The following is a 26,859-nucleotide window of genomic DNA, read 5'->3' as shown; positions in this document are numbered from 1 at the left end:
ATTAGATTTGCTCTCCGATTTTTTTACCGCCAGGCAATAAATTTTGAATGCCTTTGGTAGCACGTTGACGTAAACTTTCTGACTGAATGCGCTCTAGGACCTGCGCTGCAAACGCATAAATTAAGACGTCGTAGGCTTCTTCGTAACTTAGGCCCCGTGAGCGCAAGTAAAACATACTGTCTTTATCTAGTTGACCTACGGTTGCACCATGCGCACACTTCACGTCATCGGCGTAAATTTCAAGCTCTGGCTTGGTATCAGCGCGTGCGAGTTTAGATAGCAACAAACTGTCTGAGCGTTGGATTGCATCCGTACCATCTGCGCCTTCGTACACAATAATACGACCTGAAAACACACCGCGACCGCGATCCGCCATAATGCCGCGGTAATACTCGTGGCTGGTGCAATTTGGTTGCTCGTGATGAATTTGCGTAAAGTGATCCACATGACGACGATCATTCACGTAGTACAAACCGTTCAACAAGGCATGACACTGTTGCCCCTTGAAGTGCGTTTCAATGCCTGTACGTGCTAGCTGAGCCCCAAACGATAAAGAGTGTGACTCATAATGAGACGCTTGTTCTTGGTCAGCATCCACGGCAGCTAAGTGTACCGATTTTTCGCTTTGGTTTTGCAATTTAAGATGGACCAGGTTGGCATCACGGTCAGTCCAAATGCGGCTAACAGAATTGGTTAGACCAGCATACTCGTCTGTACTAAGGTAGTGCTCAACAACCGTAGCATGAGCTCCGGCCTCTAGTGCAATAAAACTGCGTGTAAACGTAGCCGACTGCGCATCCGTATTGATATAAACCAAGTGAATGGGTTTGGTTACCTGAACCCCTTTGGCTACGCGCACATAGGCACCGTCTTGAGCCAAAGCTAAGTTCAAGGCCTCTGGACTTGAGCCCATATCGACCTTGCCATAGATCTCTTTCAGCGTATCGCTCTCGTCGCGTAGTAATTGAGCGACTGAAGCTAAACGTAAACCAGACTCAATACCTGCAGTAGTTGATGCATTAGCATCGAACTGGCCGTTAACAAAACTAAGCCAGTACCCTTCATCGTCCTCTTTACAGGCACGAATCAGCTCGTCGGCAGCAGACGCATTTTGAGCCAGCTCGTAGGTTTTTTGCTCCATGAGCGCCAAAGAGGTATGACGCCATGCTTCGAGGCGGCTGGTGGGCCATCCCTCTGCAGCAAAACGCGCTAATGCCTGTTGACGTAGCTCGCTAAGCCAACTGGGCGTACCAGTTTGCTCGGCAGCTTGGGCAACAAATGGATTAACCCAAGTGGGCAATGAGGTCATACTGCTACTCCTTTGGCATCAACGCCGGCCTGCTCTAGTACCCAACCGTAACCACGCTCTTCGAGCTCTTTAGCTAATGAGGCATCGCCACTGCGCACAATGCGACCACCTGCCAATACGTGAACAAAATCAGGCACAATGTAATCCAACAAGCGCTGGTAGTGTGTGATCACAACCATAGAGCGATCTGGTGAACGCAAGCGATTCACCCCATCTGATACAACACGTAAAGCATCAATATCTAAGCCCGAGTCGGTTTCGTCCAAAATAGCCAATTTGGGCTCGAGTAAGCTCATTTGCAAGACTTCATTGCGTTTTTTCTCACCGCCAGAAAAGCCTTCGTTAACAGAGCGGTGCAAGAATTCTTCGCGCATCCCCACGTCTTTCATTTCTTGCTTTACCAGCTTCAAAAAGTCGATGGCATCTAATTCTGGTTTACCCTGTTCGCGACGCACCGCGTTGACCGCAGTACGCAAAAAGTAAGCATTAGAAACGCCTGGAATTTCGATGGGGTATTGGAAAGCAAGGAATAAACCAGAGCGGGCACGGTCTTCAACGTTCATGTCTAGTAGATCTTGGCCTAGCCACTCGACTGAACCGGAATCGACGGTGTAGTCTTCACGACCTGCTAAGACCTGAGAAAGCGTACTTTTACCTGAGCCATTTGGCCCCATGATTGCATGCACTTCGCCTGGTTTCACATCTAAGCTTAGGCCTCGTAGAATTTGTTTACCTTCTACTGAGGCGTATAAATCTTTAATCTTTAGCATTTCTATTATTCCTTAACCAACACTGCCTTCGAGGCTGACACCAAGCAAGTTTTGAGCTTCTACAGCAAACTCCATGGGTAGTTCTTTAATTACGTCTTTACAGAATCCGTTCACAATCATTGATACCGCATCCTCGGCCGAAATACCGCGCTGCATGGCATAAAACAACTGATCCTCGCCAATACGCGATGCCGTTGCCTCGTGCTCTACACTGGCTGTGGGGTTTTGCACCTCGACGACGGGAAAAGTATGCGCCGAACAGGTTTTACCAATAAGTAACGAATCACATTGTGTGTAGTTGCGAGCGTTTTCTGCACCGGGGGTAATACGCACTAAGCCACGATAAGTATTTAAACCCTGACCGGCTGAAATCCCTTTAGAGATGATCGTACTGGTCGTGTTTTTACCCATGTGAATCATTTTCGTGCCGGTATCGGCTTGTTGACGATGGTTGCTAAGAGCGACCGAGTAAAACTCACCAACCGAGTCATCACCACGTAGAATTACGCTAGGGTATTTCCACGTAATAGAAGAACCCGTTTCAACCTGTGTCCAAGAGATGTGTGAACGTGCACCGCGGCACTCACCGCGCTTGGTCACAAAGTTATAAATGCCACCTACGCCATCTTTATCGCCGGGGTACCAGTTTTGGACGGTGGAATATTTAATTTTGGCATCATCTAAGGCAACGAGCTCAACCACAGCTGCGTGCAGTTGATTGTCTTTGCGCATAGGGGCAGTACAGCCCTCGAGGTAGCTAACAGAAGCACCTTCTTCGGCAATAATTAAGGTGCGCTCAAACTGCCCGGTGTCGGGTGAGTTAATACGGAAATACGTGGACAGCTCCATCGGGCACTTCACGCCTTTGGGTATGTACACAAATGAACCGTCTGAGAACACTGCGGAGTTAAGCGCAGCATAAAAATTATCGGTAGGAGGCACGACGGTACCGAGATATTTCTGAATTAGCTCGGGATAATCGTGTACGGCCTCTGAGAACGAACAGAAAATCACCCCTACTTCTTTGAGCTGCTCTCTAAACGTAGTGGCGACTGAAACGGAGTCAAACACCGCATCCACGGCCACACCTGCTAGACGAGCACGCTCGTGCAAAGGCACCCCTAATTTTTCATAGGTGCGCAGTAACTCTGGGTCCACTTCATCTAGACTTTTAGGGCCATCGGCTTTGCTTTTTGGCGCTGAATAATAGCTGATGTCTTGGAAATCGATAGGTTCGTACTTAACAACTGACCATGTTGGCTCTTTCATTTCAAGCCATTGACGATAAGCCGCCAACCGCCACTCGAGCATAAACTCTGGCTCTTTTTTAAGTGCCGAAATTCGACGAATCGTGTCTTCGCTTAGCCCCTTAGGGATAGTGATCGATTCGATTTCGGTAATAAACCCGGCCTCGTAATCACGGTCTAAGAACGTGTCGAGGTGTTCATTAACTGTACTCATTAGGATAACTCCGCTGTGGAAGTGCTGCTTTGACGTCGAGATTTAGTCATAAATCCGTCGGATTGCTTTAAAGGGTATTCATGGGTTGGGCGTATCATATCAGCAACGCTGACATCTTCAAGGGTTCGGCGTACAATGTCGTTTATTCGCTGCCAGTTACTGCGTATATGGCAATCTTGCTCGACAGAGCAAGCACCTGGATGCGCTACACATTCAGTTAAACCAAACGGTTGATCATCCAGCGCATCAATAATTTGTGCCACGCTGATTTGTTCGGCAGGACGCGACAAAGCATAACCGCCTTTAGGGCCACGCGAACTAACAACTAGCTCGTCTTGGCAAAGCATCTTTAACACTTTGCTAACGGTGGGCTGCCCAAGGCCCAGTGCCGTCGCAAGCTCGGCAGCGCTAAACACACGTGAAGGATCTCCCCCCATGTGTGTTAGCACTAGCGTGCCATAGTCGATGATTTTGCTTATTCGCAGCATAAAGGCCTCGTTTTTTTCAATATATGTATATAGTACCGCTTTGGTACTATATACGTCAAATAGATTGCTGCACTCTGTTACTGTATTTCTACGTAACTCACCTCTACAATATTTTTTTATTCATCGACTTCACAACGCTTATGGCTACTGGCACCGTTTCTTATCAACAACTGTTAGAGCAATGCGCTCATCAACACAGCTTAGCGTTAAAGCAGCTTTATGAACTAGAAGGTCCGCATTTTTTAGCATTAGGGCAAAGCTTGGTGCAACGTAGCTCTGATGCCGAAGAGTTGTTACGAGAGAGCTTTGTTTTAATATGGCGTAACGCCAATGCGTACGACCCCAGCCTTGGTTCAGCCAAAGCCTGGCTCTACAGTATTTTCCGCTTCAGAGCACAGCAAAAAAGAAAAAACTCAGGCAATTTAAACCCATTAGCCAAAGCAAAAAATCATTTTTATTTGCCTGCTTCGGCCTCAACAGACCTGCTGCAATTCCAACATCTACGTGCAGAAACACGGCATAAAATAGCGCTAGCCTATTTATATGGATTTAACTATGCCGAAATAGCTAAAGCATGCCAATGCTCTATTCAAGAAACTCAAGCCGCTGTCCAAGAAGGCTTATTGCTACTCACCCATTTGTTTACAGGCTGGCAAAATTCCTCGGATACCCATTTAATTGTTTTAGGTGAGTATTGTTTAGGTCTACTCAATACGGCGACTGAAGCCAGTGCAGCGCATCAGTTACTGCAAACAGATACAACCGCAGCTCAGGATTTACTTTTATGGGAAGACGTTTTTAGCCATTTAACTGCGTGCTTGCCTACCCTATCCCCTCCTGCATATGTTTTAAGCCGTATTTATCAAGACCTAGGTCTGCCTTTAAGCCAAGCCTTAGCGCCCTCTGAAAACCCAGTTACACCTAAAACCCAGTCTACTGCCGCTCCTACACCAAGCGCCAGTTTATTAGAGATTCTACATAACGAGGCACCTTCAAACGGCGCGTCTGTATCAGCAACCCCTACCAGCAAATCGTCACCCACCCCTGCGTATGGCAATCTAAGTAGCCCTGACCCTGTTTTCAAAACGCCCGAACCAGAGGCACCTGAAGATCCACCTGCTGTGTTTATGGACCCTCCTCCTGTGCCAGCCAGTTTTGGTGAACAAACCAAAGCAGAGTTAGCTGAGGCGGCTTATGAACCCACAGCACCTCTAAAGCGCAAAACCAAAATCGGCTGGTGGGTCGCTGGTGGTACGTTAGCAGCTCTGAGCGCTTTTGCTATTTGGGCCTTTATGCCCAAGGCTCCTGTGGTGCAATTAGTGCAAATGAGCCCTCAAGCTGGCGCAGTACTGCAAGCTCCTGGTCAAAGCGCTACCCCAGGCTGGATACTCAGTGTAGATGCTGAAGGGCACGTTTTACTGAGCCCACAAGTCAGAACAGAATTAGAAGCGGATCAAATCGTGCAGCTTTGGACGCAACTCCCCAATGACACTCAGATACGCTCTTTAGGGCGAATTAACCCAAATCAACCGGTTACATTGCCAGCTGAACTCATTGGTCCAGTCGAGGTGGGCCAGATTTTTGAAATGACTCTAGAGTCAGGCCAAGGGGTATCTGCCCCATCGGGCTCTATTTTGTTTCTTGGACGTATAGTGCGTTTTGGTGAATTTAAACCCACTGTAGATCAATCTGATATTTAAATCGGTATTACGCTTGGCTCTTTAAATAGTCAATTTCCTCAGCATAAAAACCTGCCGCCAAGCGCGCTGGAATATTAAACGGGCCTCGCAATCGGGGCGCACGATAATCTTCTGCCAAGGTCGGATAGAGCGCAATAGCGTCTAACTGCTGTTGCTCACACAGCCAGCGAAACCATTTATTGCCTAACGCAACATGACCTACCTCATCGCGTAAAATAATATCGAGAATAGCCGCGGCTTCATTATCGCCAGCCTGAGCCAGTTTGGCACGTACAATTGGACATGCATCTAAGCCTCGCGCCTCTAAGGTGCGCGGCACCAATGCTAGCCTAGCCACCAAGTCGTCTTTAGTACGCTCGGCCATATCCCATAAGCCATCGTGTGCCGGAAAATCCCCATACTGAAAACCTAAAGTATGTAGGTGTGCATTAAGCAACTCAAAATGCGTCACTTCCTCGTACGCTACACATAGCCAATCACCATAAAAACTATCGGGCAAATGTGCATAACGCCAAATAATATCCAAAGCTAAATTAATGGCATTAAACTCAATATGTGCTAAGGCATGCAAAAGCGCGGCTCGACCTTCATTTGTATGCAATGAACGTTGCTTAACCTGTTGTGGCGCTACAATTACAGGTTTTTCTGGCCGCCCTGGTATGCCTTCAGTTGGTTCATGCAGCACCAGCTCTGCACCTACTGGCAAGCCCCAGACCTGCTGCAACCGCTTCACTTGCGTGGCTTTTTCCACCGGGTCATTAATAAGCAAGGCTTGTAAAGCCAATTCGCGTAAATACATTTTTTTCATAGAAAAAGTCCGGGCTATACCCGGACTGTTTTGTGATTAAAGCAAAAACTTAATTGGCTAAAGCTTGCTCGAGCACGTGCTTAACCTGTTGCAAATCGTTGCGTATAGCCTGTAGATCAGCGCCTGAAATACGAACCGCAGCCTCTGCGTTAATTTCAACAGCCCCCGCCCCCCCTAATAGCCGATTGCGTGCTCCGCTAATTGTGAAGCCTTCGTCATAGAGCAAATGGCGAATGCGACGAATGAGCAACACCTCGTGATGCTGGTAATAACGACGGTTACCCCGACGTTTCATGGGACTGAGCTGGGTAAATTCCTGTTCCCAGTATCGCAGCACATGCGGCTTAACCGCACAGAGCTCGCTGACTTCGCCAATAGTGAAATAACGTTTGGCAGGAATGGGGGGTAAGTTGTGATTTTCCATAGCGCTCATCTAAATTATCCTTTGCAGCTAGTATAAGCTATCTACTTCTTTTTTGCTTATTGGGGCGCATTTTCTACCGCTGACTTGAGTTTCTGACTGGCGTGAAACGTGACTACTCGCCGTGCAGAAATAGGTATGGATTCACCTGTTTTTGGGTTGCGCCCAGGACGCGATGACTTATCACGCACTTGAAAATTACCAAAGCCCGAGAGTTTCACCTCTTCACCACGCTCTAGCGCAGCGCTAATTTCCGCAAAGAAAGCATCCACAACCTCTTTGGCTTCACGTTTGTTTAGACCGACTTGCTCAAAAATGCACTCGGTCAACTCTGCTTTAGTTAGGGTTTTATCAATTAGCATCATTAGTATTAAGCTCTCTGACGAATTTGATAGGCTTGGCTCAACGCCTCTAGTAGCTTTTGCATGGCAGCATCCACACGCTCATCATCCAAAGTGACTTCGACATCTTGAAGCCAAAAACGCATAGCTAAGCTTTGCTCTGTGGCCTTGTCATCGGCTTTCCATACATCAAATAGGCGGAAAGACTTAACTATAGCCAAAGCAGAGTCAGCAGTTATAGCTTGATGCAATGTATCGGTAATTTGCTGATAAGACACAGTAGTATCTACCCAAAATGCCAAATCACGTTGCACTACAGGTTGACGTGACTGAACGGCCAAGGCTGGCATATCCGCTTGAGAAAGAACATCGGCATCTAGTTCAAATAGAATCGGAGCCGATTTGATATCTAACTGCTGCAACCACTGCGGATGCAGTTCACCTATCCAACCAACCTCTTGTCCGTCTAAATCGATACGTGCGCTACGTCCTGGGTGCAAAGCAGGATGCTCTGCGACCACAAAACGCAATTGGTGAGCACGTGAACCAAATAAGTTTTCTACATCCGATTTCACATCGAAAAAGTCTACAGGACGCGTTTTTACACCCCACTGCTCGGGGTACGCAGGCCCCCAGGCAGCCCCTGCTAATCGTAATGGCTGATGCACACCTGCTACGCTTAAATCATCGTCCTTAATTTGCGCATCGCGCATAAAGACTTTACCCAGCTCAAACACACGAACACGAGACTGGCGGTGACGCGCATTATGTTCAATATTGGCAAGCAGCCCACCTAATAAGGAGGATCGCATCACGGCTAACTGACTCGCAATAGGGTTCAGTAATCGAATGGGATTCTGATTACCGGCGTAGTTACTCTCCCACTTTTCCTCGACGAAGGCAAAATTAATGACCTCTTGGTAGTCGAGTGCTGCGATTTGTGCACGCAACAAATGAGGACCTTTCACTGTTTCAGGCTTAATAAGCATATCAGCACGCGCTTTTGGCGCTACATCGGGAATACGCTCAAACCCATAAATACGCGCTACTTCTTCGATCAGATCTTCTTCAATACGAATATCAAATCGGTAGGTAGGTGAAGTCACATGAAAGACGTTATTTTCCTCGGTGAACTCAAAACCGAGACCTTGAAACACAGAGTGAACCTCTTGGGCGGTAACGGGAATACCCAATACACGCTGACAACGATCTAGACGCATACTGACTTGAGGCTGTTCTGGCATATTGACTTGTTGATCAACAATAGGCCCAGCCTGACCACCACAAATTTCTAGTACCAACTGCGTCATACGCTCTAGGTGCTCGACCACATGATCGTAATCGACCCCACGCTCAAAGCGATGACTTGCATCGGAGTTAAATTTATAGTGACGTGCCCGCCCCATAATAGCTTCTGGCCACCAAAAAGCAGACTCAATGAAAATGTCTGTAGTACTTTCGGCCTTGACCGAGCTGTCTTCACCACCCATTATGCCAGCCAAGCTTTGCGGTACGCCGTCAGAGGCAATCACCCCTACGTTTTCGGTTAGCTCAATCTCTTTACCACTTAACAACAAGAGCGTTTCGCCCTCTTTAGCCCAACGCACATCCAAACCGTTTTTTACTTTATCTAAATCAAAAACATGTGACGGACGCCCTAACTCAAGCATGACGTAGTTAGAAATATCGACCAACGCGGATAAAGAACGCTGTCCGGCTCGCTCTAACCGTTTGACCATCCATGCTGGCGTGGCCGCAGCGGCATTCACTCCTCGCACCACACGCCCAGCAAAACGCCCACATAAGTCCGGCGCAGAGACTGAGACTGGCAGCCTATCGTCAATACTTACAGGCACGGGCTCAAAAGAAGGTACCTGCAAGGGCAACCCTGTTAATGCTGAAACCTCACGCGCCACCCCAAGCATGGAGAGACAGTCAGCGCGATTCGGTGTCATTTTGATCTCAATAACATGGTCATCTAGATCTAAGTATGAACGAATATCAGTACCAACCGGTGCATCAGAAGGCAATTCGAGCAAGCCATCGGACTCCTCGGAAATGCCAAGCTCTTTTGCTGAGCACAACATACCAAATGACTCAACACCGCGCATTTTGGCTTTGCCGATTTTAAAGTCACCAGGCAGACGAGCCCCTAATTGGGCTAAAGGCGCTTTGAGGCCCTGACGCGCATTGGGTGCACCACATACAATCTGTACCGTTTCTGCGCCCGTGTTGACTTGGCATACACGTAAACGATCAGCATCAGGATGTGGAGCAATTTCCACAATTTCTGCAACAACCACGCCACTAAATGCAGGCGCAGCTAACGTGGACTCTTCGACCTCTAAGCCCGCCATGGTAAGGCGATGGCAAAGCTCGTCGGAATCCATCGTAGGATTAACAAAGGTACGTAACCAAGATTCAGAAACTAACATGCGTAAATGCCCAGGCTAATTAAGAGTTGAACTGTTTTAAGAAGCGTAAATCGCCTTCGAAGAACTGACGTAAATCATTGACGCCATAGCGCAGCATGGTTAGCCGCTCTAGACCCGAACCAAAAGCAAAGCCCATGTATTTTTCTGGATCTAAGCCAAAGTTGCGAATCACATCCGGGTGCACCTGACCCGAACCGGAGATTTCTAGCCATTTGCCTTTATTTGGGCCAGAGCTAAACATCATGTCAATCTCTGCAGAGGGCTCGGTAAACGGGAAAAAAGAAGGACGGAAACGCACGACTAAATCGTCTGTTTCAAAAAAAGCACGCAGGAAATTGGTGTATACACCTTTTAAGTCGGCGAACGAAATGTCTTCTGCAATCCACAGGCCTTCAACTTGATGAAACATAGGTGAGTGGGTGGCATCGCTATCTACCCGATAGGTACGGCCCGGCGCAATGACTTTGATGGGGGGCTTGTGCATGCGCGCATAGCGGACCTGCATTGGACTGGTATGCGTACGCAACAACAACGGCAAGCCACTTCCGTCTTTCATATCCACGTAAAAAGTATCCTGCATTGAGCGCGCAGGGTGATTTTCTGGATTGTTGAGCGCAGTAAAGTTAGTCCAGTCGTTTTCTATCTCTGGCCCATCTGCCACATCAAAGCCAATAGAGCGGAAAATGGCTTCTACACGCTGCCAAGTTTTAATGACGGGATGAATCCCCCCTACCTGACGACCACGCCCAGGCAAACTGACATCAATAGCCTCTGAGGCTAAGCGCTGATTGAGTTCAGCTTGAGCTAATTCAGCACGACGATCGTTAAGCAAGGTTTCAATTTGGCGTTTAATTTGATTAATCGCCGCTCCTTGAGTGCGCTTTTCATCAGGGCTAAGTTGCGCCATTCCTTTCATTAGGGCGGTGATTTCCCCTTGTTTTCCTAAAAAAACTGCTTTGGCATTTTCCAAAGCCACCGCGTCAGCAGATTCAGCGAAAAGCGTCTGCGCACGTTGAATAATATCGTCGGCTGGTAAAGTCATGTCTAAAAGTCTATTTCCAAAAACAAACGGGCCCTATAAAGAGCCCGTTTGTACATATACTGAATCGATTTGTGCTTGTTAAGCAGCCAAAGCAGTTTTGGCTTGAGCAACTACTGCAGCAAAACCGGCTTTATCGTTTACAGCCATATCTGCCAATACTTTGCGGTCGAGTTCGATATTGGCTTTATTTAAACCAGCGATGAACTGGCTGTAGGTTAAATCGAGTTCGCGGCAAGCAGCATTGATACGTGTGATCCACAATGCGCGGAATACACGTTTGCGATTACGACGGTCGCGGTACGCATACTGACCCGCTTTCATTACCGCCTGTTTAGCAACACGATAGACGGTGCTGCGGCGACCACGGAAGCCTTTGGCTTCGGCTAATACTTTTTTGTGACGTGCACGGGCGTTAACCCCACGTTTTACGCGTGACATGTTTTATACTCCAATCAAGCAAAAGGAAGCATCTGTTTTACGGATGCAACGTCAGAGCTGTGTACTTCTACAGCACCACGTAGTTGACGTTTATTTTTAGTGGTTTTCTTGGTCAAGATGTGACGTTTGAACGCCTGACCGCGCTTGATGGAACCACTGCCACGTACTTGAAAGCGTTTGGCAGCGCCACGCTTTGTTTTCATTTTAGGCATAAGAACACTCAAAATTAAGTTGTGACCCATAGGTGGCAGCTAAAACTGATAAGCCACGCTTCAATAACCCTGTAGGCACTTATTGTTTTTATTAAGTAATTAAACCCAATAAAAAGAAAATTATAAAAGTAAAAAAAGGATTTGTCTATGCTTAGAGCTTGTCAGCACGCATTTGATACCTAAATTGCATGGCTGACGCCACATGCTCATCGAGAACCACGGCACTATTCGCCATATCCGCTATTGTGCGACTAACGCGCTGAATGCGATGTAGCACACGCAAGGACCAGCTCCATTTTTGCGCTGCGTGGCCCAAGAGCCGTTCTGCTTCTTTAGTTAGATGGACGTGGCGCTGCAACGCATCGCCATGTAAATGGGCATTTAACCCCCCTTGGCGTTCTTTTTGTCTTTGACGCGCTGCCACCACACGTTGACGCACGCTATACGAGCTCTCGGGCTTTTGCGAAGAGCTGTTGAACTGGGGCTCGTAAGGCAATACAGCAAATAGATCAATACGATCAAGCAGCGGCCCTGACAGCTTTTGTTGATAACGTATAATTTGGTCCGCTGAACAGCGACAAAGCGCTTTTTGATGGCCGAAATAACCGCATGGACAAGGATTCATAGCCGCGATAAGCTGAAACCGAGCAGGAAAACGGCAACGCTGATTAACTCGAGAAACGAGTATTTCCCCGGTTTCTAGAGGCTCCCGCAAAGACTCTAATACCCGTCGATCAAACTCTGGGAACTCGTCCATAAACAATACCCCATGATGCGCCAAGGTGATCTCACCAGGGCGTATATTACGCCCTCCACCCACCATTGCAGCCATTGAGCAAGAATGATGTGGTGCGCGATAAGGCGGCACAGCGGTAAGTTGCACAGCCTGATCAGCGTGTGATTGCATTTGATGCAATATAGCCACATCAAGCTGCTGCTGTGAATCAAGAGGCGGTAATAGCCCTGGCAGTCTTTGCGCCAACATACTTTTACCCACCCCAGGGGGCCCACTAAACAATAAACTGTGGCCTCCTGAGGCAGCGCACTCCAATGCAAATCGCCCCTGTTGCTGACCATATACTTCTGACAAACAAGCAGTTGGGGTTGATGAACTAGACAAACTGCATTTTTCTATGGGCTCTGCTGGCTCTGCACCACAAAAGAACTGCACAGCATGCTGTAGGCTATGGACTGCTGCTATTTTTACATCAGGCACATGCGCAGCCATCTGTGCTGACACCAAAGGCAAAACTAAGGTTTTTTGCGGAAACTGCTGCCTTACCCCACAAGCTAAAGCCAACGCATTTCCCACCGCCACCACAGCCCCTGTTAACGATAGTTCACCAGCAAAAAAATATGCATCCAGATCAGGCGGTTCGGCCTGATCATTGGGTGATTGCTTTTCTTGCTGCAGCTGTCCCGACGCAAGCAATACACCCAGCGCAATAGCCAAATCAAAACGCCCTGAGTCTTTAGGTAAATCAGCAGGCGCTAAATTTACAGTAATGCGCGCAGCAGGAAAACTAAACCCGCTGTTTAAAATAGCCGCGCGCACCCGCTCACGGCTTTCTCTCACACCCAGATCCGGCATGCCAACCAGATTAAAACTGGGCAAACCGGCACCCACATGAACTTCCACACGAACCGGAATAAGCTCAAACCCCCACAACACACCACTGCTTAAAATAGCCAAACTCATAGCGCACCTTGTGTATGTTTAATAAAAAAATTATGCCGTAAAACACAAGGTCTTTACGGCATAGATGGCTAGTTTGAGCTATGAGTAAAACTAAGAATTGTTATCTGATGCTGGAGCGGTATTTTGTGCTGCGAGTTTGGTCTCTAGCTCTTGGACACGTTGCTCTAATGCCGTCACACGCGCTAATGCGCGCTCCAGTAGTGCTATTTGGGTATCGAACTCGTCACGAGTAAGTAAGTCCATTCGATTAAAGGTTTGCCCCATAAAAGCCTTAATGTTTTTCTCTAAATCGGCCGCAGGGCTATTAGCGATTAAATCAGAGATATTCTGCTGTATTTGACTAAAAATATCATTGCGTGAGCTCATAATGACTCTCCTTTGTATTAATAGCTTTAGTTTAAACAAAAAAGCCGCGCAAAGGCGGCTTAATCTTCGATAGATACAGAGAAGACAGTTTACTGTGTATCGGTTTTATCGCTATTTACTGCATTTTGAATGGCTGCATCAGCCTTAGCAGCAGCATCCTTAATGGCTGTATTAGCATCATGGGCAGCTTTAGACGCATCGTCAGACACTTTATCAGCTAAGTCAGCAGCTTTTTCTTTAATGTCCTGAGCGCGCTCTTTGATGTCCTCTTTGGCTTCAGCTGCATTGTCTTTGGATTCCTCTTTCAGCTCTTCTGCTTTTTCCTTTAGATCTTCAGCCTCTTCTTTTACGTCCTGCTTGAGCTGCTCAGTTTTTGTTTCAGGCTCTGGCGTAACAACAGGTGCTGGGGCTGGAGCTTCTACGGCTGGCGCGCCAGCAGGTGCTGGCTGGTCTTTATTTTCATCAGAACATGCGGCCAAAAAAGCTACTGAAAATGAGGCAAGAATGGCAAGAGATAAACGTGTCTTTTTCATATCGTTCCTTTTATATAAAAGCAGTAGGTGCCTGCTATAGGCCCCTTGTTACAATTAATTCTAACTAGCTCTGTCTCGGACGCAAGCTACCTAGTGTAAACGCACATGTCCAATTTGTAACATTGTAAAGATTTTATTTGCCAAGGCCTGCCTCAACAGTTGTTTTGAAGGTTTCAACGATACGATTAGCTTGTTTTGTTACATTTAAGTTGTGGTGTAAACCCTCATAACAAGCACAAAACCTGCTACTTAGTTCAATTTTAATAAATCAATACGCTCTGCGCGGTTTAATGCCGTGGCAACTTTATGCTGCAAATCTACTGTATGAGCTTGCAGCACTTGTTGTTTAACAAGCAGGATTTGCGAAGCAGGCATAGAAAAACACCGTAACCCCAAACCTAATAGCATACGAGTCAAACGCGCATCCCCTGCCATCTCCCCACATACAGAAACAGGTTTGCCATAGCTTTCAGCTCGATTAATGGTATGTGCGATTAAACGCAACACCGCAGGATGCATGGGATCATACAAATCCATCACCTCAGCATCTGTACGGTCAACCGCCATCACATATTGAATTAAGTCATTGGTGCCAATAGAAAGAAAATCAAGGTTTTGCGCAAAAGGCTCAATAGCAATAGCAATGGCGGGAACCTCAACCATGGCACCTAACTCGTAGTTAAACGCACCCATGTGGCCGTCCGCACGAAGGCTATGATTTGCTTGTTCAAGCGCTATACGAACGGCTTTGACTTCCTCCATAGAGGAAACCATAGGAATCAAAATACGCACCAAGCCTAACTCGGAGGCCCTTAATAGCGCACGCAACTGTGTTTGAAATAAGTCAGGGTGAGCCAAACAATAGCGAATAGCCCGTAAACCTAAAGCCGGGTTGGTTGCCACCGTTTGCTCTCCATCTAAGGCTTTGTCCGCGCCTAGGTCAAGGGTGCGAATCGTGACGGCACGGCCTTGCATCGTTTGCACTACTGACGCATACGCCTCGTACTGCTCTTGCTCAGAGGGCAAATCAGCTCGCCCCATAAACAAAAACTCACTTCTAAATAAACCTATCCCATCTGCCCCTGCATCAAAAGCCGCCTGGGCCTCGTGGGGTAACTCGATGTTGGCCTCTAACTGCACCGTCACCCCATCCAACGTTACAGCCGGCGTATCACGCAACTGAACCAGTTGCTCACGCTGACTTAAATGAGCGGCTTGGAGTTTGCGATATTGCTGCAATACCTGCTCAGATGGGTTAACAATCACCACCCCTTTAAAACCATCAACAATGAGGTGATCCCCATCGCGCACCATACGCCTAAACTCGCCCAACCCCACCACGGCTGGGATATTCATACTACGCGCCACAATAGCCGTATGCGAGGTTGGACCGCCCAAGTCAGTCAAAAAAGCAGCAAACCGAATCTTTCGCAACCGCAACATATCAGCAGGAGATATATCACGCGCAACCACAATCAGACCCGCATCGTACGATTCGGCATGAATGGCTAAGCTATGATGGGCAGGTGTTTGCCCACTTAATATAAGCAACACACGCTCAATGACCTGACGTATATCAGCACTGCGTTCGCGCAGATAGGGGTCTTCAATTTGCTCAAACTGGGCAGCTAAATTTTGCCCTTGTGTGGTTAAAGCCCACTCGGCGTTGTACAACCGTTCGGTAATATACACACAGCTTTGTTGCCTCAGCATAGGGTCATCAAGCAACAAACGATGCACCTCAAGTACAGGGATGACCTCTAAGGGCGTGTCCGCAGGTAAATGCTGTGCAATTAACGCTAGATCATCCCGCGCTTTATCCATGGCCTCATAGAGTCGAGAGCACTCTGCGTCCACCGCTTGTGGTTCGATATAATAATGTGGGACCTCAAGGGCGGCCGCACCCATCACCGCCGCTTTACCAATGGCATAACCATTGACTACTCCCTGTCCAGCCATAGTCCACATAGCGGGCGAGTTATTGGGCTCAAGCATAAGCCTTAGGCTTCCTCATCAAATTTATTAGCAAATAGCTCGGCTAAGGCACCTAGGGCTTGCTCTGCATCATCCCCTTCTGCGTCTAGGGTTACTGTCACCCCTAAGCCTGCCGCCAACATCATCACCCCCATGATACTTTTCGCATTGACGCGCCGATCGCCACGGGCAATATGGATATCACTGTTGTATTGGCTTGCTACTTTGGTAAGTTTGGCTGCAGCACGTGCATGTAATCCAAGCTGGTTTGTTATTTCTATGTCAATGGAAGGCATAATTCTATTTATGAAAGAGTTGGAGACTGGTGAACGATCCCTCTTTGTGTTGCAGCTAACACCTGCGTCACCACGTCTTCTACACTAGGGCCTGCATCAGTTAATGCTTTAAGCACCATACTGACATTTACACCTGATACAAGATGCACCTGATAATCGCGAAGGGATAATCGACGCTGCACCCCTGTGGCTATATGGTATGGGGTAGACCCATATAAATCGCAAAGCAACAATACTTTTTTAGTGTTGAGCTCGGCGATTTCATGAACTAACTTTTTCACCCATGGCTGAGGCAAATCTGCCGGCAGCACATCAGCCACCAGCAAAGCAGGTGGTGTTTGCAATACATGCTCAGCACAAGCATAGAGCGCTTTACCCAGCGGAGCATGTGTTACCAACACCACAGCAATCGGTGATTGCCTAAGCATTAGCCACCACTTCGGCTAAAGCATCTGCAAACAATGCCCCCACATCACAATCAGTTTGTTCCGTAATTTCCACAAAACAAGTCGGGCTAGTTACATTGATTTCTGTGATGTAATCGCCGATGACATCCAAGCCAACTAAAAACAAGCCGCGCTTTACTAAATGTGGAGCAATGGTATTAGCAATTTGCCAGTCCCGCTCGCTTAACGGTTGTGCCACACCACGACCACCTGCTGCTAAATTGCCCCGCGTCTCTCCTGCTAAAGGAATGCGTGCAAGGCAATAAGGCACAGGACGGCCATTAATAATTAAAATACGCTTATCGCCATCCTTAATTTCAGGAATATAGCGTTGCACCATTAGTGTTTCAGCACCGTCCTTGCTTAAAGTTTCTAAAATAGCACCTACGTTCACTTCGCCTTCGCGCATACGGAATATGCCCATACCGCCCATACCATCAAGCGGTTTAACGATGACATCTTTGTACTCCTGATGGAAAGCACGAATGCGTTTCATATCCCGAGTGACCAAGGTGGGCGGAGTGAATTCAGGAAACTCTGTGATAGCTAATTTTTCTGGATGGTTACGCAGTGCCTCGCCAGTATTAAACACTTTGGCACCCTGCTCTTCAGCAAAACTAAGCAAGTGCGTAGAGTAAAAATACTCCATATCAAACGGCGGGTCTTTGCGCATAATAACCGCACTAAAATGATTAAGCTCAAGCTCTAGAGCTGGCCCAGGCTCAGTCCACCAATCAGCAGCATGCAAATCGGCACTGGGTGCAATGTGAATAGGCTGTGCCACGGTTTTTACGCGACCCTGATCAATATAAAGATCTGTTTGCAACGCTACGCTAATCGTATGCTCTTGCGCAAGCAACGCCCGCATCATTGCCACCGAGGTGTCTTTGTATGCAGAAAGTGAAGGTAATGGATCAATAATAAATAAAACGTGCATGACGGAGATTCCTGAAATAAACCCCTTCGCAACGGAGGTCGCGAAGGGGTAGTAAAGTAGTCGGCGCAGAGACGGTTTAGCTGGCTTTCTTGCGAGGCGCAAGCACCATGACCATCTGACGACCCTCCAAACGTGGGAAGGATTCGACCTGGCAGATATCCTCTACATCATCACGTACACGCTCTAAAACGCGCATACCTAGCTCTTGGTGAGCCATTTCGCGCCCTCTAAAACGTAGTGACACTTTGACTTTGTCCCCATCCTCGATGAAACGACGAACATTACGTAGTTTTACGTTGTAGTCGCCCTCGTCCGTAGCAGGACGGAATTTCACCTCTTTGATTTGAACCACTTTTTGCTTGGCTCTGGCCTCTTGTTGGCGTTTTTGTTCCTGATAGCGGAACTTGCCATAATCCATGAGACGACATACAGGTGGAGTTGCGGTTGGTGCTATCTCCACTAAGTCGACCTCATGCTCTTCAGCCATGTCTAATGCCTGAGCCAGCTTAACGACGCCAAGCTGTTCACCCTCAATACCAATGAGTCGCACTTCATTAACACGGATTTCACCGTTGATGCGATGTTTCTTTTCGGTTGCGATGTCTAAGACTCCCAAAATTAAATAAAAAGTTCTATGCCAGCATACAAATAAGCTTATTGACGGCTGTCAATCTCATTTTGCATGCGTTCCGCAAAGTCGGTCAATGGCATAACCCCTAAATCGAGGCCCCCACGACCGCGCACTGCGACCGCACCTGCCTCTTGCTCTTTATCCCCTACCACGAGAATGTAAGGAATTTTTTGCATACTGTGTTCCCGAATTTTACGGGTGATTTTTTCACCACGCAAATCGCTATTAACACGTAGACCTTTTGCACGAAGTGCATCAGCCACCTGTTTAGCATAATCGGCGGATGATTCTGCAATACAGCACACCACAGCATGTACTGGTGATAACCAAGCAGGCAAGGCTCCTGCATAGTTTTCAATTAAAATACCAATAAAGCGTTCGAACGAACCCAAAATGGCACGATGTAACATAACGGGCGTACGACGCTGGTCGTTGGCATCAACGTATTCAGCCCCCAAACGTGCTGGCATGGAAAAGTCCACCTGAATAGTGCCACACTGCCAATGACGCCCAATGGCGTCTTTAAGGGTGTACTCGATTTTGGGACCATAAAAAGCCCCATCACCCTCAGCAATTTCAAACTCACAGTTTGTACGGCGCAAGCTTTCCATTAAGGCTTGTTCGGCCTTGTCCCATACCTCATCGTCACCAATACGCTTTTCAGGTCGAGTCGCTACTTTGTACAAAATTTCAGTAAAACCAAAGTCTTTATAGACTTTCTGCAGCAACGCAGTGAAATTCACACACTCCTCTTGGAGCTGGTCCTCTGTACAGAAAATGTGACCATCGTCCTGAGTAAAGCCACGCACGCGCATCATGCCATGCAACGCACCAGAAGGTTCATTGCGGTGACATTGCCCAAACTCGCCATAACGCAATGGCAATTCACGGTATGAGTGCAAGCCTTGATTAAAAATTTGCACATGTCCTGGGCAATTCATGGGCTTTAGGCCATAAACTCGATTTTCAGACTCGGTGGTAAACATGTTTTCCGCATAGTTATCCCAATGACCTGTTTTTTTCCATAAAGACAAGTCCAAAATCTGCGGTGCCTTCACTTCTTGGTAACCATTGTCTTGGTATACCTTGCGCATGTATTGCTCAACCTGCTGCCATACTGTCCACCCTTTTGGATGCCAATAAATCAAACCTGGTGCATCCTCGTGAAACTGGAACAAACCTAGCTCACGACCCAAACGACGGTGGTCGCGTTTTTCTGCTTCCTCAAGCATAGTCAGATACGCATTTTGATCTTCTTTGCTTGCCCAAGCTGTACCGTAAATACGCTGCAGCATTTCATTGCTGCTATCGCCGCGCCAATACGCCCCCGCCACTTTCATCAGCTTAAAAACTTTTAGCTTGCCCGTAGAAGGCACGTGTGGCCCGCGACACAGATCAATAAAGTCGCCCTCGCGATATAAGCTAATGGTCTCGCCAGATGGGATCGATTCAATAATTTCTGCTTTATAGACCTCACCAATACTCTTGAAGAATGCAACAGCCTCGTCCCGATCCCATTCTTCGCGAGAAACAGGAATATCGGCTTTAGCTAGCTCGGCCATTTTCTTTTCTATGGCCACTAGGTCTTCGGGAGTAAAAGGACGTTTATAAGCAAAATCGTAATAAAAGCCATTATCAATGACCGGACCAATCGTAACCTGGGCCTCAGGAAATAGCTCTTGAACCGCATAAGCCAGCAAGTGAGCCGTAGAGTGACGGATCACATCCAAACCATCAGCGTCTTTGGCAGTGATGATTGCTAACTCGGCGTCTTGATCAATGATAAAGCTTGTGTCCACTAAGGTAGGCTCAGAACCCGTCGTAGTCACTCGTCCTGCAAGAGCAGCACGCCCTAAGCCAGCACCAATAGAATGAGCCACATCGCCAACAGAGACAGGCCCATCAAACGAGCGCTGTGAACCATCGGGTAAGGTAATCTGAACCATACAACTTCCTAATTAATAAAAAACGCGGCTCCATGGCCGCGTTTAAGGTATCTGTGAATAGCTTGAATAACGAGCGAACACATGCGGCCAAAATTATTGTCGCAAGGTAGTAGTTCGCGTTGTGCTCATGTATATTTCCATCGTTAATTCAAGAATATTAGTTATATATAAGTCTAACACCGCGCAGCTTTTCATGCAGCAACCGACTAGAAAAAAACCATCCTCTACTCAAATAGCTAAACAATTGTTGCAATCTTGCTACGCCAATACTACTTTTTATACCTAATTAAACTCCCACAACTCAGACCGAAAATAGCTATTTTTATTTATTTTCACCCAAGGGCTTGACACAAGTCACCATTTGATTCTATAGTTATATCTTTAGGCGGTTAGCTCAGTTGGTTAGAGCGCTACGTTGACATCGTAGAGGTCGCTGGTTCGAATCCAGTACTGCCTACCAGAATTCATGTTTCAGTGATGCCATATCAGAATCATTGATGCTTTAAAACCCGCACAGTCATTGGCTTTGCGGGTTTTTTATTGCCTGTTTGTTTCCCATTCTGCTCCATGATGCTCAATGCTGCCCATGCTTAATAAGGGTACGTTTGAGGGTATGTTCATCTAGAATAAGGGTACATCCAAAATGGCTCGAATTATCACCCCACTAACGGATCTCGAATGTAGGCGATCAAAGCTATCAGATGGCAAAGCTCGCCTCTTTGATGGTGGTGGGCTTTATTTACAACTAAACAAGTCCGGCTCAAAAATCTGGCATCTGCGATTTAAACAATTGAACGGCAAAGACAGTACTATCTCTTTAGGCCCTTACCCAGATATATCGCTAGCCAACGCCCGCGCCCAGCGTGAAGAAATAAAACTTCTTCTAGCCCAAAATCGAGATCCTATAGTAGAAAGAGAGCTATTAAAACAAGCGGCCATTACCCCGCTCTAACGTTTTCATTATTTCCTCCTCGGGTTTTGCTGCCCTGTGCTTTCAAAGCGGCTACAACGAAAGAGCGACCTACGACTTAGGCTTATTGGATAACTCGAAGCGAATCCACCTCAAGTTCAGGAGCGCGGTACAAACTAGTATCCACTTCACCTAACAACTCAACATTCGTTTTTTCATCAATTTTTGGTAAACCTTCAAACCGCTTAGGTTTTATCTCAGCAACGATTTCCGCGGTTCCATCTGAGAAAATGTATTTTTTTGGGCCGATTTGGCGCAGAAGGTGGCCTTTCAACAAAACCTCTTGATCATCTACAGGGTTTTTCAAAATGGCTTCAACACTAGCAGCAGGGGCTGCTGATGGCCCCGTATACTGAGCTTGCGCAGAGGAGGTAAATATAAACGCCGCCGAGAATACTGTTAACAGCAAATGATTTTTCATAACCCGATCTCCTTTACTATGAAAACGAATATGCGCATTATTGGCTTACATAAAACAGCTACTGCATAAGCATAAATTACATCCTATCTGTTTTTCTTCGTCTGGTGGGACTTTTCTATCATTTACGAAAGCTACGTATATCTCTGCTATGACGAATTCACGACTCTGTCAGATTAGACAAAGGAATTTAAAATGTGATTCCGTCCTGAGCAGCATAAATACCTTTATCTAAATAAATACGGAAAGGCAACGCGCTTAATGGGGGCTTGGCATTCCCAGCAACTCGAACAATGATTCCTGACGAGCACCTATTGCAGCTCATAAATAGATCCCACTCTAAGTAGCCGTCTTTTAACGTCTTTCTTAAAACCTCACCACGGCAGCTAAAGGTCATATTTTCTGCCCCACAATGAGGGCAGTCACCTTTTCTAATCAGACAAATAAGACCCCTTCTTGAGGAAAAGACTTACCTTGACAAACCAAACGAGCTGACACGCATCAGCCTGGGCATGAAAAACAGTCTTTTAGTCACTTGGTAGGAAAAATGAAAAACTCAGCTAGCTAAAATAAATCATTATTTTTCTAAAACACGTAAATCACGTTGTAACTCGTCTAGCTTTTCTCGCTCATGCTGTAGTTTTTCTTCTAGTTTATGTACTTTATCAACTTTTCCGTCCTGCTTTCCTTCTTGGATCTTCTCTAAAGTTTTATTAATTTTCTCTTGCTGCTTAGCAACGTCTTTTTCTTTGTCATCTATAAGCGAAGCAGTAGAGCAGTTTCTTTTGGCATTCATTAATGCTTTCTCTAAACCCTTAACGCGATGGTAGTTACCGTTTTTTTTCGCGTAGTCGATTTGCTTTTCTATGTTCGCAAATTTCTGCTGGCAGTGAGTTGAAGCTGCAGATGCAGTCATTGAAGCGCAAACGCTCAGGATAAGTACCAATACTGTTTTCATTTTCATGAGACCACCTACTCTATTAATTTTAAAACGATAAAGCCCTGCTAAAAAGCTGTATATTTACAAGCATTTACTTATGATTGCGTGCATAAACCTCCGCCCCCATCGCCTCAATCTGCTGTTCCACCATAATATGAAAAGGTGTTAATAACGAGGCATAATCGTGCTCTGGTTCTAAGCATGTTAAAGCGCGTGCAATGGCCTCAATGGTAGAAACAGCCCCTGTTTGCTTGGTTTTTCGGATTCGGTAAAGAGAGGGCTCACCTAAAGGTAAAGTCAGACGCGGCAAGGTGTCGAGCACAGGATTAAGCTGAATGATTTTACGTACATTTCGCCAGGTACCATCTGGCACAATCAGCAGTGAGGTTGAATCAACCGGTAAAGGCGCAAGCGCTTGCACCGTATGATGAGACTGAGCAGGGAAAAGTAAAAACGCCTTATCCACGCTATGCAGTCGACTTATTAAATCAGTGAACTGCTCGCCTATCAATAGCTCGGCGTTTTTTAGGCCCTGCACTGCCAAACGCGCTGTATTAAGCGGATGTTTGTGCTCATTGGGATGCTGCAAAACCAAGACATGAGTCCGGTTTGCTATATTAGCCACATAAGCGCAAAGGCAATGTGTTTGGGGCCTTAGGCACTGGACGCATTTTAAACGTATAGAAAAGGAGTTATGCATAACCCTAGCATATAAGATTTAGCGCACTACGCTAAAACTGTATAGTATGTCACAGTCAGATCACTGCCCATTTTAAATCTGTGTTAATTTTTAAGCACGTAACAAAAGCATTATGAAAGTAAACAAACCATGCTTTTACTTTCTTGCCATTTTGCGTTTTTTAGTGCGGCTTCAATTTTCTTTTTTATACAGTGGTTTATAGTTAACAAAGACTAGGCATATGCTATGTATTAGTACCTCTACCCCTTAATTGCTGCTGTTTTACGCTTTTGTGCCTTCTAGACAAGAAAGTCTCAAAGGCGTTTTCTCTTAGCGCTGTCTCTTTCAACTAAAGATAAGATCAACTATGCGGCTCAAATTATCTCTCCCCCTTTATGCGGCGGCTTCTGCCCTGTCATTATCTTTTCTAACTGCTCCCGTTGCCGATGCCTGTACCCGTTTTGTTTATTTAGGCGAAGATAATCAAGTGATTACTGGCCGTTCAATGGACTGGAAATCTGATGTAGAAACAAATCTTTGGATCTTTCCTCAAGGTATGCAGCGCGAGGGAATGGCGGGTCCAAACTCCGTTACTTGGACCTCCAAATATGGAAGCGTGATTGCATCAGGCTATGACATCTCCACCACAGATGGCATGAATGAGAAAGGCTTAGTAGCCAATGTGTTGTGGCTTGTTGAGTCAGAATACCCGGCATACGATGGCAAGTCACCCGGTCTGTCTATCTCAGCTTGGGCCCAATATATATTAGATAACTACGCAACAGTAAGTGAAGCTGTACAAGCTCTAGAAAAGCAACCTTTTACATTGGTGACCGACCATGTTCCAGGAGAAAATCGCTTAGCAACCCTTCATCTTTCTATGTCTGATGCAAGTGGAGACAGCGCTATTATTGAATACATTAATGGCGAGCAAGTTATTCACCACAGCCGTGATTACCAAGTCATGACTAACTCTCCAACTTTCGATCAGCAACTCACACTTAATAGTTACTGGGAACAAATAGGTGGGTTAACCATGTTGCCCGGAACAAATCGAGCCGCCGATCGTTTTGCACGTGCTTCTTTTTATGTAAACGCTGTTCCTAAAACAAACAAAGAACACGAAGCGCTTGCTAGTGTATTTAGCGTAATCCGCAATGTATCTGTGCCGTATGGCATTTCCACCCCAAATGAGCCAAATATTTCATCAACACGATGGCGTACGGTTTCTGATCAAAAAAACAAACGTTATTTTTTTGAATCAGCGATTGCACCCAATGTATTTTGGGTTGATCTTGAAAAAATTGATTTTTCTAAAGACTCAGGTCAAATAAAAAAATTAGAATTAGGTCCGAATCAATCCAATGTTTTCGCTGGAGCCGTTAATGATCAATTTATTGAAGCAAAACCATTTACATTCTTAGGGCTGCCATCCTAAGCCTTTGAGTTTTCAATCAAAAGCCCACACAGGTGGTTTTTTTTATTTAATTCACAGGTTGCATCTTTATAATAAATCTCGTCTTTTCTTTAAAGCCTGAGTATAAATGTAACAATCCATGCACTATTTATCGCGGCCCTACCCTATATAGGTCTCTGCATAAAGCCAATGATTTGCATAAAAGCCCCTTTGCAAATCAGGTTGTCTTTTGCAACATTTACATATGTTTTGTGGGTACTTTTGCCGTAACAGGCATGATAGCGTGGAGGTAACAATTCAGTTAAGCAGCCTTAATTGGTTATTTAAGCTGTTTTGTTTTCACTAATGAAAAGGAGAGCTCAATGAAGAAATTAACTGCTATCACTGTATGCTCATTATCTTTTACACTCGCCTCTGCTGCATTTGCCCAAACGCCCGCTACCCCAGAGCCTTCTACACCTGGCGCTCCTGTCACCACTGCCGTTCCTGCCCATGAACCGGGTAAAGAGATGTTGAGCGGTTGGAGCGTAAAAAATAACCTGATGGGTAAAAACGTCTATAACGAACAAGACGAAAAAGTGGGAGATATTCGTGATGTGGTTTTAGACCCCCAAGGTAAAGCAACCCACTATGTCATTGGGGTAGGCGGTTTCCTTGGTGTGGGGGAACACGATGTAGCTATCCCTTTCGCTCAACTCCACCCAAGCAACGATCGCTTCATGTTGCAGGGCTATTCCAAAGACCAACTTAAAGAGCTGCCTAAAGTTGAGGTTAATTAATTAAATAGCCTTAGCTTTTATGTCCGCTCGGTCGCGGATTCTTTTCTAATACTTAATTAGCACATAGCAATTAAGCAACCAGATCTCACCGTTGAGCTGTAAGGAGTTTATTATGCACCCCACCGATCCAAATCAACCTATTCCTACCACCACCTCCACTCTTTATAGTCACTATCCAAACGGATGTGCTGTAAAGGAAGATTTGTTAAACCGTGATATATATAACGAGTTTGATGAAAAAATCGGTGATTTACGTGATGTGATTTTAGGGGCTGATGGTAGAGCTCAATATTACGTTATTGGTGTAGGCGGTTTTTTAGGTCTAGGCGAACATAACGTTCGTATTGCATGCGATCATATTCATCACAATGCTGACCATTTTGTTTTAAAAGGCTACACCAAAGATCAGCTTAAAGAATTACCCAACTCGCATCATTTACGTCAAATCTAATTAACGCCTCCAAGACCTCAGCCCTGCGTAATGGTTTACGTAGGGCTGAGGTTTGTTTTGTATAAATAACCTCTGCCTTATTTATTAAAGTCAGTAGTAATTTGATTTTATTATGAGCCCCTCTCAGCTTGTTTTATTAGCTCAGCTTTTACAGATAACGCTTAGCCCCCAACTTGAGCAAGAACTGCTTGATCCTGCCTCTACCCCACACTCCACTGATGCCCAACGAATCTTAGCGCTACATAAAACACTAAAAGAACATTACGTTAAACATCGTCCCAGCGCTTTCCGAGTCGTAGTGGGTCACCATGACTATGATCGCTACCCTGGGGCACTAGAACTACAAATAAATGATGAAGTGCAACTTATTGCTTTAACCACAGAAAAATACATACCCGCCCGCATTAAAGAGCTACCTGAGCAAACAAATAGTGTGTACTACCGTGGGGTGATTACGCAGCAGTTGGTCGCCAACAGTATTTTCCAAGAAGGTGACTCGGTTTTCTTTACAGAGGACCAAGTCAATAAGGTGCTTTGACAGACGTTATTTGACAGACTTTCCCGATTAGGGGCATAATTTTTAGCTTTTGTCTTTATATTAAGTAAATAATGTCTACTGGTACCACGCTTGAGCAGGAATTTGAAACCGCTTTACGTACTATTATCCAACATGCCGCCGGTTTAGAGCCGCCCGTACGTTTTACACGTCTTAGTAAAATGGTGAATCAAATCGGAGCCAAGGCCGCTGCAGACCGCGTGCTAGCGAATGAGCGTGTGGGTGATGGTTTAGCCAACTTAGCCTTGACGGGATTAGAAAATCTGCAGTACTCAGTGGAATACTTAGTGCAACAAGAGCCGTGGTCGGCCCTTTTTACTCAAGAACAATTAACCATAGCTAAAAAACGTCTGCAATAGTCTTTTAGTATTTAAACACCACAAGTGTTGCTTGGCA

30 protein-coding genes and 1 tRNA gene are annotated in these 26,859 nt (G+C 46.2%); 8 read left to right on the top strand and 23 right to left on the bottom strand.

All coding sequences use genetic code 11. The annotated features are described in order from the left end of the window. Position 1: 1 nt before the first annotated feature. The 4 genes from sufD to ACBP46_RS05420 are packed head-to-tail and all read right to left on the bottom strand — an operon-like array spanning position 2 to position 4,028. A complete protein-coding gene (gene sufD / locus ACBP46_RS05435) occupies positions 2-1,309 on the bottom strand; it encodes a Fe-S cluster assembly protein SufD (RefSeq protein ID WP_371015721.1) in 1,308 nt (435 codons plus the stop codon). Beyond that, complete coding sequence (gene sufC / locus ACBP46_RS05430; RefSeq protein WP_371015720.1) at positions 1,306-2,079, bottom strand: Fe-S cluster assembly ATPase SufC; 774 nt, start codon at positions 2,077-2,079, stop codon at positions 1,306-1,308. The genes sufD and sufC overlap by 4 nt, the downstream gene beginning before the upstream one ends. A 12-nt stretch (positions 2,080-2,091) precedes the next feature. Then, on the bottom strand, positions 2,092-3,540 hold the full coding sequence (gene sufB, locus ACBP46_RS05425; protein ID WP_371015719.1) for a Fe-S cluster assembly protein SufB: 1,449 nt from the start codon (positions 3,538-3,540) through the stop codon (positions 2,092-2,094). Then, the gene (locus tag ACBP46_RS05420; protein WP_371015718.1) at positions 3,540-4,028 is read right to left on the bottom strand and encodes an SUF system Fe-S cluster assembly regulator; all 489 of its coding nucleotides are present in this window, start codon (positions 4,026-4,028) and stop codon (positions 3,540-3,542) included. Before ACBP46_RS05420 ends, sufB begins: the two co-directional genes overlap by 1 nt. Before the next feature lie 140 nt (positions 4,029-4,168). Between ACBP46_RS05420 and ACBP46_RS05415 the strand changes: the two genes are divergently transcribed. Next, the gene (locus ACBP46_RS05415) at positions 4,169-5,728 is read left to right on the top strand and encodes an anti-sigma factor domain-containing protein (RefSeq protein WP_371015717.1); all 1,560 of its coding nucleotides are present in this window, start codon (positions 4,169-4,171) and stop codon (positions 5,726-5,728) included. 7 nt (positions 5,729-5,735) lie between these two features. On the opposite strand, the gene ACBP46_RS05410 is transcribed toward ACBP46_RS05415, so the two are convergent. The 16 genes from ACBP46_RS05410 to thrS form a co-directional block, all read right to left on the bottom strand. Beyond that, the gene (locus ACBP46_RS05410) at positions 5,736-6,527 is read right to left on the bottom strand and encodes a ferritin-like domain-containing protein (protein ID WP_371016053.1); all 792 of its coding nucleotides are present in this window, start codon (positions 6,525-6,527) and stop codon (positions 5,736-5,738) included. A 58-nt stretch (positions 6,528-6,585) separates the two neighbouring features. Next, complete coding sequence (locus ACBP46_RS05405) at positions 6,586-6,969, bottom strand: MerR family transcriptional regulator (RefSeq protein ID WP_371015716.1); 384 nt, start codon at positions 6,967-6,969, stop codon at positions 6,586-6,588. Positions 6,970-7,016: 47 nt separating this feature from the next. Then, entirely contained in the window at positions 7,017-7,319 is a 303-nt protein-coding gene (locus ACBP46_RS05400) for an integration host factor subunit alpha (protein ID WP_371016052.1), read from the bottom strand. Positions 7,320-7,327: 8 nt separating this feature from the next. After that, positions 7,328-9,733: a phenylalanine--tRNA ligase subunit beta gene (pheT, locus tag ACBP46_RS05395; RefSeq protein ID WP_371015715.1), complete on the bottom strand. Its 2,406-nt coding sequence runs from the start codon at positions 9,731-9,733 to the stop codon at positions 7,328-7,330. Between the two features lie 19 nt (positions 9,734-9,752). Further along, the gene (gene pheS, locus ACBP46_RS05390; protein WP_371015714.1) at positions 9,753-10,775 is read right to left on the bottom strand and encodes a phenylalanine--tRNA ligase subunit alpha; all 1,023 of its coding nucleotides are present in this window, start codon (positions 10,773-10,775) and stop codon (positions 9,753-9,755) included. Between the two features lie 78 nt (positions 10,776-10,853). Beyond that, the gene (gene rplT, locus ACBP46_RS05385) at positions 10,854-11,213 is read right to left on the bottom strand and encodes a 50S ribosomal protein L20 (RefSeq protein ID WP_077733020.1); all 360 of its coding nucleotides are present in this window, start codon (positions 11,211-11,213) and stop codon (positions 10,854-10,856) included. A 14-nt stretch (positions 11,214-11,227) separates the two neighbouring features. Then, on the bottom strand, positions 11,228-11,425 hold the full coding sequence (gene rpmI / locus ACBP46_RS05380) for a 50S ribosomal protein L35 (RefSeq protein ID WP_077734932.1): 198 nt from the start codon (positions 11,423-11,425) through the stop codon (positions 11,228-11,230). 151 nt (positions 11,426-11,576) lie between these two features. Further along, positions 11,577-13,124: a YifB family Mg chelatase-like AAA ATPase gene (locus tag ACBP46_RS05375; protein WP_371015713.1), complete on the bottom strand. Its 1,548-nt coding sequence runs from the start codon at positions 13,122-13,124 to the stop codon at positions 11,577-11,579. Positions 13,125-13,214: 90 nt separating this feature from the next. Then, the gene (locus ACBP46_RS05370; RefSeq protein ID WP_371015712.1) at positions 13,215-13,490 is read right to left on the bottom strand and encodes an accessory factor UbiK family protein; all 276 of its coding nucleotides are present in this window, start codon (positions 13,488-13,490) and stop codon (positions 13,215-13,217) included. 89 nt (positions 13,491-13,579) lie between these two features. Next, entirely contained in the window at positions 13,580-14,023 is a 444-nt protein-coding gene (locus tag ACBP46_RS05365) for a hypothetical protein (RefSeq protein WP_371015711.1), read from the bottom strand. 249 nt (positions 14,024-14,272) lie between these two features. Beyond that, positions 14,273-16,018, bottom strand: coding sequence for a phosphoenolpyruvate--protein phosphotransferase (gene ptsP, locus ACBP46_RS05360; RefSeq protein WP_371015710.1), 1,746 nt, complete (start codon positions 16,016-16,018; stop codon positions 14,273-14,275). Between the two features lie 5 nt (positions 16,019-16,023). After that, positions 16,024-16,293, bottom strand: a complete 270-nt coding sequence (locus ACBP46_RS05355; protein WP_371015709.1) for an HPr family phosphocarrier protein — start codon at positions 16,291-16,293, stop codon at positions 16,024-16,026. Between the two features lie 8 nt (positions 16,294-16,301). Further along, complete coding sequence (locus ACBP46_RS05350) at positions 16,302-16,721, bottom strand: PTS sugar transporter subunit IIA (protein ID WP_371015708.1); 420 nt, start codon at positions 16,719-16,721, stop codon at positions 16,302-16,304. Continuing rightward, entirely contained in the window at positions 16,714-17,676 is a 963-nt protein-coding gene (gshB, locus tag ACBP46_RS05345; protein WP_371015707.1) for a glutathione synthase, read from the bottom strand. The genes ACBP46_RS05350 and gshB overlap by 8 nt, the downstream gene beginning before the upstream one ends. Before the next feature lie 76 nt (positions 17,677-17,752). Beyond that, positions 17,753-18,292, bottom strand: coding sequence for a translation initiation factor IF-3 (infC, locus tag ACBP46_RS05340; RefSeq protein WP_371015706.1), 540 nt, complete (start codon positions 18,290-18,292; stop codon positions 17,753-17,755). Positions 18,293-18,330: 38 nt separating this feature from the next. Then, a complete protein-coding gene (thrS, locus tag ACBP46_RS05335) occupies positions 18,331-20,253 on the bottom strand; it encodes a threonine--tRNA ligase (protein ID WP_371015705.1) in 1,923 nt (640 codons plus the stop codon). A gap of 383 nt (positions 20,254-20,636) precedes the next feature. On the opposite strand from thrS, the gene ACBP46_RS05330 reads away from it, so the two are divergent. Together ACBP46_RS05330 and ACBP46_RS05325 are read left to right on the top strand one after the other, a co-directional pair. Further along, a tRNA-Val gene (locus ACBP46_RS05330) sits at positions 20,637-20,713 on the top strand. Between the two features lie 183 nt (positions 20,714-20,896). Beyond that, on the top strand, positions 20,897-21,205 hold the full coding sequence (locus ACBP46_RS05325; RefSeq protein WP_371015704.1) for an Arm DNA-binding domain-containing protein: 309 nt from the start codon (positions 20,897-20,899) through the stop codon (positions 21,203-21,205). A gap of 82 nt (positions 21,206-21,287) precedes the next feature. Here the strand turns inward: ACBP46_RS05325 and ACBP46_RS05320 are convergent, their stop codons facing one another. The 3 genes from ACBP46_RS05320 to ACBP46_RS05310 form a co-directional block, all read right to left on the bottom strand. Further along, positions 21,288-21,644: a YgiW/YdeI family stress tolerance OB fold protein gene (locus tag ACBP46_RS05320; RefSeq protein ID WP_371015703.1), complete on the bottom strand. Its 357-nt coding sequence runs from the start codon at positions 21,642-21,644 to the stop codon at positions 21,288-21,290. A 574-nt stretch (positions 21,645-22,218) separates the two neighbouring features. Then, on the bottom strand, positions 22,219-22,605 hold the full coding sequence (locus tag ACBP46_RS05315; RefSeq protein ID WP_371015702.1) for a DUF1090 domain-containing protein: 387 nt from the start codon (positions 22,603-22,605) through the stop codon (positions 22,219-22,221). Between the two features lie 67 nt (positions 22,606-22,672). Next, complete coding sequence (locus ACBP46_RS05310; protein WP_371015701.1) at positions 22,673-23,281, bottom strand: tRNA-uridine aminocarboxypropyltransferase; 609 nt, start codon at positions 23,279-23,281, stop codon at positions 22,673-22,675. Positions 23,282-23,627: 346 nt separating this feature from the next. Here ACBP46_RS05310 and ACBP46_RS05305 point away from each other — a divergent pair, with 346 nt between their 5' ends. From ACBP46_RS05305 to ACBP46_RS05285, 5 genes are all read left to right on the top strand, one after another. Then, positions 23,628-24,698, top strand: a complete 1,071-nt coding sequence (locus tag ACBP46_RS05305) for a linear amide C-N hydrolase (protein ID WP_371015700.1) — start codon at positions 23,628-23,630, stop codon at positions 24,696-24,698. A 341-nt stretch (positions 24,699-25,039) separates the two neighbouring features. Beyond that, positions 25,040-25,456, top strand: coding sequence for a PRC-barrel domain-containing protein (locus tag ACBP46_RS05300; RefSeq protein WP_371015699.1), 417 nt, complete (start codon positions 25,040-25,042; stop codon positions 25,454-25,456). A 112-nt stretch (positions 25,457-25,568) separates the two neighbouring features. Next, on the top strand, positions 25,569-25,907 hold the full coding sequence (locus tag ACBP46_RS05295; protein WP_371015698.1) for a PRC-barrel domain-containing protein: 339 nt from the start codon (positions 25,569-25,571) through the stop codon (positions 25,905-25,907). 112 nt (positions 25,908-26,019) lie between these two features. Beyond that, positions 26,020-26,445 (top strand): hypothetical protein, encoded by a 426-nt coding sequence (locus ACBP46_RS05290; RefSeq protein WP_371015697.1) that lies wholly within the window; start codon positions 26,020-26,022, stop codon positions 26,443-26,445. A gap of 71 nt (positions 26,446-26,516) precedes the next feature. Then, entirely contained in the window at positions 26,517-26,822 is a 306-nt protein-coding gene (locus ACBP46_RS05285; RefSeq protein ID WP_371015696.1) for a hypothetical protein, read from the top strand. The last annotated feature ends 37 nt before the right edge of the window (positions 26,823-26,859 follow it).

The organism is Paenalcaligenes hominis (assembly GCF_041359055.1).
In the GTDB taxonomy this organism is placed as follows: domain Bacteria; phylum Pseudomonadota; class Gammaproteobacteria; order Burkholderiales; family Burkholderiaceae_B; genus Paenalcaligenes; species Paenalcaligenes hominis_A.
Note: the sequence above shows the minus strand (reverse complement) of the source record. Positions and strands in the feature narration are given on the sequence as shown.

Bases quoted from the DNA above. Each gene is read 5' to 3' on its own strand.
- ACBP46_RS05420 (WP_371015718.1), bottom strand. From the start codon at position 4,028: ATGCTGCGAATAAGCAAAATCATCGACTATGGCACGCTAGTGCTAACA.
- ACBP46_RS05295 (WP_371015698.1), top strand. From the start codon at position 25,569: ATGCACCCCACCGATCCAAATCAACCTATTCCTACCACCACCTCCACT.
- thrS (WP_371015705.1), bottom strand. From the start codon at position 20,253: ATGGTTCAGATTACCTTACCCGATGGTTCACAGCGCTCGTTTGATGGG.
- ACBP46_RS05315 (WP_371015702.1), bottom strand. From the start codon at position 22,605: ATGAAAATGAAAACAGTATTGGTACTTATCCTGAGCGTTTGCGCTTCA.
- ACBP46_RS05400 (WP_371016052.1), bottom strand. From the start codon at position 7,319: ATGCTAATTGATAAAACCCTAACTAAAGCAGAGTTGACCGAGTGCATT.
- ACBP46_RS05285 (WP_371015696.1), top strand. From the start codon at position 26,517: ATGTCTACTGGTACCACGCTTGAGCAGGAATTTGAAACCGCTTTACGT.
- sufB (WP_371015719.1), bottom strand. From the start codon at position 3,540: ATGAGTACAGTTAATGAACACCTCGACACGTTCTTAGACCGTGATTAC.
- ACBP46_RS05355 (WP_371015709.1), bottom strand. From the start codon at position 16,293: ATGCCTTCCATTGACATAGAAATAACAAACCAGCTTGGATTACATGCA.
- ptsP (WP_371015710.1), bottom strand. From the start codon at position 16,018: ATGCTTGAGCCCAATAACTCGCCCGCTATGTGGACTATGGCTGGACAG.
- ACBP46_RS05375 (WP_371015713.1), bottom strand. From the start codon at position 13,124: ATGAGTTTGGCTATTTTAAGCAGTGGTGTGTTGTGGGGGTTTGAGCTT.
- gshB (WP_371015707.1), bottom strand. From the start codon at position 17,676: ATGCACGTTTTATTTATTATTGATCCATTACCTTCACTTTCTGCATAC.
- ACBP46_RS05320 (WP_371015703.1), bottom strand. From the start codon at position 21,644: ATGAAAAATCATTTGCTGTTAACAGTATTCTCGGCGGCGTTTATATTT.
- rplT (WP_077733020.1), bottom strand. From the start codon at position 11,213: ATGTCACGCGTAAAACGTGGGGTTAACGCCCGTGCACGTCACAAAAAA.
- ACBP46_RS05365 (WP_371015711.1), bottom strand. From the start codon at position 14,023: ATGAAAAAGACACGTTTATCTCTTGCCATTCTTGCCTCATTTTCAGTA.
- sufD (WP_371015721.1), bottom strand. From the start codon at position 1,309: ATGACCTCATTGCCCACTTGGGTTAATCCATTTGTTGCCCAAGCTGCC.
- pheT (WP_371015715.1), bottom strand. From the start codon at position 9,733: ATGTTAGTTTCTGAATCTTGGTTACGTACCTTTGTTAATCCTACGATG.
- sufC (WP_371015720.1), bottom strand. From the start codon at position 2,079: ATGCTAAAGATTAAAGATTTATACGCCTCAGTAGAAGGTAAACAAATT.
- rpmI (WP_077734932.1), bottom strand. From the start codon at position 11,425: ATGCCTAAAATGAAAACAAAGCGTGGCGCTGCCAAACGCTTTCAAGTA.
- ACBP46_RS05410 (WP_371016053.1), bottom strand. From the start codon at position 6,527: ATGTATTTACGCGAATTGGCTTTACAAGCCTTGCTTATTAATGACCCG.
- ACBP46_RS05350 (WP_371015708.1), bottom strand. From the start codon at position 16,721: ATGCTTAGGCAATCACCGATTGCTGTGGTGTTGGTAACACATGCTCCG.
- ACBP46_RS05290 (WP_371015697.1), top strand. From the start codon at position 26,020: ATGAGCCCCTCTCAGCTTGTTTTATTAGCTCAGCTTTTACAGATAACG.
- ACBP46_RS05305 (WP_371015700.1), top strand. From the start codon at position 23,628: ATGCGGCTCAAATTATCTCTCCCCCTTTATGCGGCGGCTTCTGCCCTG.
- ACBP46_RS05370 (WP_371015712.1), bottom strand. From the start codon at position 13,490: ATGAGCTCACGCAATGATATTTTTAGTCAAATACAGCAGAATATCTCT.
- ACBP46_RS05325 (WP_371015704.1), top strand. From the start codon at position 20,897: ATGGCTCGAATTATCACCCCACTAACGGATCTCGAATGTAGGCGATCA.
- pheS (WP_371015714.1), bottom strand. From the start codon at position 10,775: ATGACTTTACCAGCCGACGATATTATTCAACGTGCGCAGACGCTTTTC.
- ACBP46_RS05310 (WP_371015701.1), bottom strand. From the start codon at position 23,281: ATGCATAACTCCTTTTCTATACGTTTAAAATGCGTCCAGTGCCTAAGG.
- ACBP46_RS05300 (WP_371015699.1), top strand. From the start codon at position 25,040: ATGAAGAAATTAACTGCTATCACTGTATGCTCATTATCTTTTACACTC.
- ACBP46_RS05415 (WP_371015717.1), top strand. From the start codon at position 4,169: ATGGCTACTGGCACCGTTTCTTATCAACAACTGTTAGAGCAATGCGCT.
- ACBP46_RS05405 (WP_371015716.1), bottom strand. From the start codon at position 6,969: ATGAGCGCTATGGAAAATCACAACTTACCCCCCATTCCTGCCAAACGT.